Source organism: Massilia sp. P2_C2, assembly GCF_056404615.1.
Genome location: NZ_JBFUDR010000267.1, coordinates 1 through 8,665, shown reverse-complemented (window position 1 = coordinate 8,665; position 8,665 = coordinate 1). Strand labels below are relative to the sequence as shown.

Below are 8,665 nucleotides of genomic sequence, written 5' to 3'. Positions count from 1 at the left end.
GGTTGCCGTAGGGTGGGCTCCCCGAGCCCACCATGCGCAGACGAAAATTAGACGTTCAGCAGTTCGACGTCGAAGATCAGCGTGGCATTCGGCGGAATCACGCCGCCCGCGCCGCGCGCGCCGTAGCCCAGGCTGGCCGGGATGATCAGGCGACGCGCACCGCCCACCTTCATGCCCTGCACGCCTTCGTCCCAGCCGCGGATCACGTGGCCTGCGCCCAGCGGGAACTGGAACGGGTCGTTGCGGTCTTTGCTGGAATCGAACTTGGTGCCGACGCTGCCGTCGTCGTTCTGCAGCCAGCCCGTGTAGTGGACGGTCACGTAGTTGCCGGCCTTGGCTTCGGCGCCGCTGCCGACGACGGTGTCTTCGTATTGCAGGCCGGAATTCGTGGTGGTGATGGACATGGGTTTTCCCTTGTTGTTCAGAGTGAAAGGGCGATTGTAGTGCATGGCCTGTCAAAGTGCCATTGACGCCCTGTCCACTGTGTTGCGGCGACGCGCCGGTCGCGTGCGATTCCATCGTTCGGCCTTACGGCAAGCCAAAGTTTCCCCGTAGAATAAAGCTTTTCCTCCACTGGTCCCGTGCCACCCATGCTGCGTCGCTACCGCAAGTCCTTCATTTTCGGTTTTGCATTATTTTCGGCCATCCAGGCCGCCCATGCGAACGTCGTCGTCGTGCTCAATTCGCGCGACGCCACCGTCCAGTTGCTCGATCAGACGACGGGCGCGGATAACGGCACGTTCGCGGTCGGCAAGGAACCGCACCACTTGATGGCGACGCCGGACAACAAGTCGGTGATCGTCGCCAGTTCCGTGGGCAATGAGCTGATCTTCCTCGACCCGGCCACGGGCAAGGTGCAGCGCCGCCTCGGGGACGTGCTCGACCCGTACCAGATCGGCTTTTCGCCCGACCAGAAGTGGTTCGTGTCGGCGTCGCTGCGCCTGGACCGCGTGGACATCTACAAATACGACGGCGGCGGCAATCTCACGCTCAGCAAGCGGTTGCCGCTGGCGCGCATGCCCAGCCACATCGCGTTCGATGCGAGCAGCACGACGGCGTTCGTCACGCAGCAGGGCAGCGACCAGGTCAGCGCCATCGATTTGAAAACGCAGACGGTCAGGTGGACGCTGCCCGTCGGCAAGCTCCCGGCCGGCATCACGATGACCCCGGACGACAAATACCTGCTCGTGGGGATCATGGGCAGCGACTACGTCGAGGTGATCGACTGGCGCGCCCAGAAGACCGTCAAGCGCATCAAGACGGGCGACGGCGCCCACAACTTCCGCGCCCTCGGCGACCGCCGCCATGTGTTCGTGTCGAACCGCGTGCAGAACTCGATCAACATCATCGACCAGACGACATTGCAGAACGTCGGGATGATTCCGGTACCGGGCGGTCCGGACTGCATGGAACTGACGAACGACGGCAAGACCCTGTGGGTGACGCTGCGCTGGATCAAGAAGGTGGCCGTGATCGACGTCGCCAGCCGCAAGGTGATCAGGATGATCCCGGTCGGCCGTTCGCCGCACGGGGTGTTCTTCGCCAACGCGGCGCCGCGGCTGTGATGGCGAAGTCTGCGCGCGCGGCCGCCGCGCTGTTGCTGGCGGTCGCCTCGATGGCGCAGGCGGCCGATGCGCCGTCCTGCAAGGGCACGATCTACCTCACGTTCGACACCGGCAGCCAGTCGCAGGCCGAGCTGATCGCCGACACGCTGCGCCGCCACCACATCAAGGCCACGTTCTTCCTCGCCAACGAAAAGACGGTACGCGGCGACTGGTCGCTGGACCCGTCCTGGGCCGGCTACTGGAAGGCGCGCGTGGCGGAGGGGCACGCGTTCGGCAGCCACACGTTCGACCATGTCTACTTCCAGCGCGACGAGGCGGGCGGGCGCATCGTCGTCAAGCCGCAGTTCGGCGCGCACGCCGGCAAGAATGCAACGTGGACGGCTCAGCAGTACTGCGACGAGCTGCGCCGCGTCGACACGCGCTTCGAGCAACTGACCGGGCGCCGCCTGGATCCGATCTTCCGCACGCCCGGCGGCCACAGTTCGCCGAACATCCTCGCGGCCGCGCAGGCCTGCGGCTACCGGCACGTGGGCTGGGCGCCGGCGGGCTTTTCGGGCGACGAGACGTCCAGCGAGCAATTCCCGAACGCAGTGCTCCGCAAGCGCGCGTTGGATAACCTGAAGGATGGCGACATCTTCATGGCCCACATGGGCATCTGGTCGCGCAAGGACCCGTGGATGCCCGCGAACCTGGAGCCGCTGATCGATGGGCTCGAGCGCAAAGGCTTCTGCTTCGCTACACTGCGGGAGCATCCTTCGAACAAGAACGACAACCCATGATCCAGCACTTCCTCGATTGGTTCGCCTTCCTGCAGGGATGGCTGTTCGAGACCGTGGTCGAACCCGCGATGTTCGCCATGGGCCTCGGCGAATACATCGAAGACGCCTTCGAGGGCGTCGAATGGTTCCTTGCCGGCACCTGCGAGGTGGCCGCGCTGTACCTCGTCCTGCGTCCGCTGGAAGCCATCATTCCCGCGCAGAAGATGACGGACCGGTACGCACGCTGGAACGACTTCGTGTACACGCTGATCCACCGCCTCGGTTTCTTCAGCATGGCGGTGTTCTTCACGCTCGATCCCGTCATGGACGCCATTGCCGGTGCGCTGCGCATGGAAGGCGTGCACCCGTTCAACCTCGAGAACCTGATGACGGGCTTCCATCCGCTTGCCAGCTTCCTGCTGTATCTCGTCGTGCTGGACTTCTTCGATTACTGGCTCCACCGCGGCCAGCACAAGTTCCGCTGGTGGTGGGCCCTGCACAGCCTGCATCACAGTCAGCGCAACATGAACCTGTGGAGCGATGACCGCAACCACCTGCTGGACGACCTGCTGCGCGACGTCTACATGGCCGTCCTCGCGCTCGCGATCGGCGTGGCGCCGAGCCAGTACGTGCTGCTCGTGTCCGTGTCGCGCGCCCTGCAGAGCTTGCAGCACGCCAACGTGCGCATCCACTTCGGCCGGCTGGGCGAGCGCCTGCTGGTGTCGCCGCGCTTCCACCGCACGCACCACGCCGTCGGCATCGGCCACGAGTCGCAAGGGCGCGCATTGGGCGGCTGCAATTTCGGTGTGTTGCTGCCCGTGTGGGACCTGCTCTTCGGCACCGCCAATTTCGCGCCCGGCTGGCCTGGCACGGGCGTGCGCGACCAGTTCGCGCACACGCATCCCGACGGCAGCGTGCGCCCGGGCCGCGATTACGGGCGCGGCTTCTGGCGCCAGCAATGGCTTGGCCTCGTGCGCCTCGTCGAAGCCGGCAGCCGGCGCAACGCCGCATGATGCGCCCGGTCGCCATCGCCTACGGCCGCGCGCTGCGTTCGCAGTTTTCGGGGCGCATGCTGCTGCTGTCCATCGTGCCATTGCTGCTGTCGCTGGCGCTGTGGGGCGGCCTGCTGTACGCCGGCATGCAGCCGCTGCTGGACTGGCTGCAGGCGCTGTTCGCCGACTACGGCCTGTTCGAGACGAGCGGCAGCATCCTCGCCATGCTGGGCCTGGGCTTTTTGAAAACGCTCGTGGTCCCGCTCGTGGCGATGCTCGTGCTGTTGCCGCTGATGATCATCACGTCGCTGCTGTTCATCGGCGTGGGCGCGATGCCGGCGATCGCGCGCCACGTCAGCCGCGTGCAATTCCCTGCACTCGAGCGGAAGGAGGGCGGCAGCTTCCTGGGCAGCCTCGGCGTGAACCTGTCCGGGATCATCGTGTTCGCGTTGCTCTGGCTGGTCACCCTGCCGCTGTACGCCGTGGCGCCCGTGGCCCTCGTCGTGCAGGCCGTCCTGTGGGGCTGGCTGACGGCGCGCGTGATGGGCTACGACGCGCTCGCCATCCACGCGAGCCTCGAGGAGCGCCGCGCCATCATGCACGCGCAGCGCCGGCCACTGCTGCTGATCGGCACCGTGTCCGGCCTCCTGGGCGCGCTGCCGGGCGTGGCGTGGATCGGCGGCGCGCTGTTCTCGGTGATGTTGTTCCCCGTGCTGGCCGTGCTGTCGATCTGGCTCTACCTCGTCATCTTCATCTTCACCGGCCTGTGGTTCCAGTACTTCTGCCTGCAGGCGCTGGCGGACCTGCGCGTGCACCAGACCCTGAAGGACATCACGCCCTGATTCCCTTGCGCCGATCGCGCGGCAGGGTTCCACGGCTTTATGGCACACTGACGACAAGGCGCGCGCTTTCGCGTGCGCGGTCGGATGGGGGGGCGCGCATGGCTTTCGGTCTCATCATCATCGGCGACGAGATCCTGTCCGGGAAACGGCGCGACCAGCACCTGCCCAAGGTGATCGAGATCCTGGGCGAGCGTGGCCTGCGCCTGTCCTGGGCCGAAGTGGTCGGCGACGAACCGGAGCGCATCACGGCGCTGCTGGCGCGTACGTTCGGCGGTCCCGACATCGTGTTTTCCTGTGGCGGCATCGGCGCCACGCCGGACGACCACACGCGCCAGTGCGCCGCGGCGGCGCTCGGCGTACCGCTCGTGCTGCATCCCGAGGGCCGCGCGCTGATCGAAGCACGCATCCGCGAGACCGCAAAGGAAACGAAAAATCGGGAGGCGGACCTGCAGGCCCCGGAAAACCTCCAGCGCCTCAAAATGGCCGAATTCCCGGCCGGCGCCACGCTGATCCCGAATCCGTACAACCGCATCCCCGGCTTCACGGTGGCGCGGCATCACTTCGTGCCCGGTTTTCCCGTGATGGCGTGGCCGATGATCGCGTGGGTCCTCGATACGCTGTATGTCGACCGCTTCCACCGCGAACCCCAGGCCGAACGGGCGTTGCTGGTGTACGAGCAGGCCGAGGCCGTGCTCACGCCGCTGATGGAAACGCTGGAGGCGCGCTACCCCGGCGTGCGGGTATTCAGCCTGCCCAGCGTGGGCGATGCGCATACGCGGCGGCACATCGAACTCGGGGTGAAAGGGGCGCCGGAACAGGTGGATCTGGCATGGTCGGAGATGTGCGCTGCACTCGAGCGCATGGACGTAGAAACAACCCCACTGACGGGGCCGTTGCGAGCCGGGGACACCCCGGCAAACTGAGCCGTTGTTTTTTTGCGAAAATAGAAGGGCGACCTCAAAAATCTGCGTGAGTGGGTCCTGTAGTTCACATTGATGTGGTGGAATGATGATTGTGAGCAGGYGAGATCTGGAGTGAGGTCGCCGCCGCTTTTCGAACTTTTTACGACCTGGATCACTCGAACCGACCGGCAGCAGGATGGCGAGCAGGTTGACGGGATTTGCAGGCGTGTTTCACACCAGTTGAGCCATCATGGATAGTATTCGCCGTCTCCGACGGCCCCGCATCGTCGCCCGCGCCTTTCGCCGTATTTTTGGTGGAGCCGCGCCAGCGCAACCCCTTCTCGCCGGCGTGCCCGCCATGGCGGCCGAGCAGGATGTCCCCATTCGTACGGCGCCCCGCCTGGAGCCCAGCCTCGAACCCGCGCTTGAGCCGGGCTCAGGCACGGGCGGAGGCGGCGACGCGCCGGGCGCCGACGCGCCGGAACCGCAGGCCGCGCCGCCCAAGCGACGCTGGCGCAAGGTCAAGCGAACGCTGTTGCTCCTGCTGCTGCTCGCCGTGGCCGGCGTGTCGGCGCTCGGCGTGTACGAAAGTCGCACGTCGGCGCTGGAGGCGCGCTTCTTCGCCGGCCTGACGCAAAAGCTCAACTACCGCATGGCCAACGGCCCGAGCAACACGATCCGCTTCCCGCAGGCGAGTCCGTACGACGAGCGCCTCGGCTATTCGAACCTGCCGAACTACCTGGCCAAGCTGAAGACGCGCGACTACGTCGTCGTGGCGCAGGCGCGCATGTCGCCGAAGATGGTCGAACTGGCCGACCTGGGCCTGTTCGCCACTTACCACGAAAAGACCCGCGCCGGCCTCGACATCCTCGACTACAGCGGCGAGCCGCTGTTCTCGGCCCGCTTCCCCGAGCGCCTGTACGACAAGTTCGACGCCGCGCCGCAGCTGCTCGTGAAGAGCCTGCTGTTCATCGAGAACCGCGAGCTGCTCGACACGACGTATCCGAAGCGTAACCCGGCCGTCGAATGGGACCGCTTCTCGAAGGCCGTGTTCGACAAGACCGCCCATTCGGTGGGCCTGGGCAGCGGCGGCCGCGTCGCGGGTGGCAGTACGCTCGCCACGCAGATCGAGAAATACCGCCACTCGCCGGAAGGCCGCACGGCCTCGCTGACGGACAAGCTGCGCCAGATGGCCTCGGCCACCCTGCGTTCCTACCTGGACGGCGAGGACACGAGCACGACCCGGCGCCGCATCGTGCTCGAATACCTGAACACCGTGCCGCTGTCGGCCAAGCTCGGCTATGGCGAGGTGAACGGCATCGGCGACGGCATGTGGGTCTGGTACGGCCGCGATTTCGCTGAGGTCAACCGTATCCTCTCCAAGGATCGGGCAAATGCGGCGGCCACCCCGGAATTCGCATTGGTGTACAAGGAAGCGCTGTCGCTGATGATCGCGCAGCGCCGCCCCGCGTACTACCTGGGCGCCGGCGAGAAGGACCTGGAAAACCTGACCAACTCGCACCTGCGCGTGCTGGCGCAGGCCGGCATCATCTCGCCCGCGTTGCGCGACGCCGCGCTGGCCACCGTGCTGCATCCCGCACTGGGTTCGGGCGTGGCACCGCCGCCGGCCAACACGTTCGTGACGCGCAAGGCCGCCAACGCCGTGCGCAACCACCTGGCCAACCTGCTGGGCGACTCGCGCATGTACAACCTCGACCGCCTCGACCTGTCGGTGCGGACGACCTTGAACGCCGACGCGCAGAAGGCCGTCACGGCCGTGCTGCGCAAGCTGACCGACAACGAGGCCGCTGCCGAAGCCGGCCTCACGGGCAAGGGCATGCTGGGCAATGGCGACCCGTCGAAGGTCGTGTACAGCTTCACGCTGATGGAGCGGGGCGACAAGGTCAACTACCTGCGCGTCCAGACCGACAACTACGACCAGCCGCTCGACATCAACGAGGGCGCCAAGCTCGACCTCGGTTCCACGTCCAAGCTGCGTACGCTGACGACCTACCTCGACATCATCGACCAGCTGCACCAGCGCTACGAGCCGATGAGCAAGGCCGAGCTCGCCCAGGTCAGGATCGATCCGAAGGACCGGCTGTCGCAATGGGCGATCGAATACTTCATGACCCTGCCGGCCGGCGCCGACCGCGGCCTCGTGCCGATGCTGGGTGCGGCGATGGAGCGCAAGTACTCGGGCAACCCGGGCGAGGCGTTCTTCACGGGCGGCGGCGTGCACATCTTCGGCAACTTCAGCAAGCTGGACGACAGCCGCATCCTCACCGTGCAGCAGGCGCTGCAGAACTCGACGAACCTCGTGTTCGTGCGCCTGATGCGCGACGTCGTGCGCTACTACATGTTCCAGTTGCCGGGTTCGTCCGCGCAACTGCTGGCCGACGCCGATGATCCGCGCCGCGCGGAATACCTGTCGCGCTTCGCCGACCGCGAAGGCAAGGATTTCCTGGCCCGCTTCTGGAACAAGTACCGCGGCAAGGACTGGAGCGAGATCGAGACCGCGCTGATGCAGGGCGTGCGCATCAAGGCGTCGAAGATCGCCGCCGTGCACCGCACGATCTACCCGGACGCCACGCCGGACCAGTTCGCCAAGTTCCTGCACACGTACCTGCCGGCCGAGGCCGAGGTCGACGACGAGCGCATCGCCAAGATGTACGACCAGTACTCGGTCGCCAACATGTCGCTGGCGGACCGCGGCTACGTGGCATCGGTGCACCCGCTCGAGCTGTGGCTCGTCGGCTACCTGCGCACCCATCCGAAGGCCGGCTGGGACGAGGTCGTCGGCGCGTCGACGAAGGAGCGCCAGGAAGTCTATTCGTGGCTGTTCAAGACGCACCGCAAGCATGCCCAGGACAAGCGTATCGCCGGCCTGATCGAAGTGGAGGCCTTCCTCAAGATCCACGCGCAGTGGAAGAAGATGGGTTATCCGTTCGACTCGCTCGTGCCGTCGTACGCGACCACGCTGGGCGCGTCGGCCGACCGTCCGATCGCGCTGGCCGAACTGATGGGCATCCTCATCAATGGCGGCGTGCGCAAGCCGACGCAGCGCATCGATTCGCTGCACTTCGCCAAGGACACGCCGTACGAGACCGTCGTCAAGCGCAGCGACGCCGAGAGGGGCGAGCGGGTGCTGAATGCCGACGTGGCACGCGCCGTCGTCAACGCCATCCGTGGCGTCGTGCAGGAGGGCACGGCCAAGCGCGTCAAGACCGCGTTCGTCAAGCCGGACGGCAGCGTGATCGCGCTGGGCGGCAAGACGGGTACCGGCGACCAGCGCTTCGACGTCTTCGGCGCCGGCCACCGCCTGATCGAGTCGCGCTACGTGAATCGCTCGGCCACGTTCGTGTTCAACATCGGCGAGCGCTTCTTCGGCAGCATGACGGCCTATGTCCACGGTCCGGACTCCGCCCACTACGACTTCACGAGCGCGCTGYCCGTGCAGTTGCTGGTGAAGCTGGCGCCGAGCCTGATGCCCATGATCGAGCACCAGGACACCGTGACCGTCCCGGGCCTGCACGTCGAGCGCGCCGCGCCGGCGCCGGCGGGACCGGCGGACGCCGTGGCGCGCGACACCGAGCAGGCCGCGCC

General features: G+C 66.4%; 7 protein-coding genes. 6 read left to right on the top strand and 1 reads right to left on the bottom strand.

The genetic code is table 11. The features are described 5' to 3' along the window. Window positions 1–47 precede the first annotated feature (47 nt). The gene (locus AC1DYX_RS24005) at window positions 48–404 is read right to left on the bottom strand and encodes an FKBP-type peptidyl-prolyl cis-trans isomerase (RefSeq protein WP_477263529.1); all 357 of its coding nucleotides are present in this window, start codon (window positions 402–404) and stop codon (window positions 48–50) included. Window positions 405–590: 186 nt separating this feature from the next. On the opposite strand from AC1DYX_RS24005, the gene AC1DYX_RS24000 reads away from it, so the two are divergent. The 6 genes from AC1DYX_RS24000 to AC1DYX_RS23975 all read left to right on the top strand — a co-directional run. Further along, the gene (locus AC1DYX_RS24000) at window positions 591–1,565 is read left to right on the top strand and encodes a YVTN family beta-propeller repeat protein (protein ID WP_477263527.1); all 975 of its coding nucleotides are present in this window, start codon (window positions 591–593) and stop codon (window positions 1,563–1,565) included. Next, window positions 1,565–2,344: a polysaccharide deacetylase family protein gene (locus AC1DYX_RS23995; RefSeq protein ID WP_477263525.1), complete on the top strand. Its 780-nt coding sequence runs from the start codon at window positions 1,565–1,567 to the stop codon at window positions 2,342–2,344. Before AC1DYX_RS24000 ends, AC1DYX_RS23995 begins: the two co-directional genes overlap by 1 nt. Beyond that, entirely contained in the window at window positions 2,341–3,336 is a 996-nt protein-coding gene (locus tag AC1DYX_RS23990; RefSeq protein ID WP_477263522.1) for a sterol desaturase family protein, read from the top strand. Before AC1DYX_RS23995 ends, AC1DYX_RS23990 begins: the two co-directional genes overlap by 4 nt. After that, on the top strand, window positions 3,333–4,157 hold the full coding sequence (locus AC1DYX_RS23985; RefSeq protein ID WP_477263520.1) for an EI24 domain-containing protein: 825 nt from the start codon (window positions 3,333–3,335) through the stop codon (window positions 4,155–4,157). The genes AC1DYX_RS23990 and AC1DYX_RS23985 overlap by 4 nt, the downstream gene beginning before the upstream one ends. A gap of 98 nt (window positions 4,158–4,255) precedes the next feature. Next, a complete protein-coding gene (locus AC1DYX_RS23980; RefSeq protein WP_477263518.1) occupies window positions 4,256–5,080 on the top strand; it encodes a competence/damage-inducible protein A in 825 nt (274 codons plus the stop codon). A gap of 337 nt (window positions 5,081–5,417) precedes the next feature. Beyond that, window positions 5,418–8,665 (top strand): transglycosylase domain-containing protein (locus tag AC1DYX_RS23975; RefSeq protein ID WP_477263516.1); only part of this gene is annotated, 3,248 nt, incomplete at its 3' end.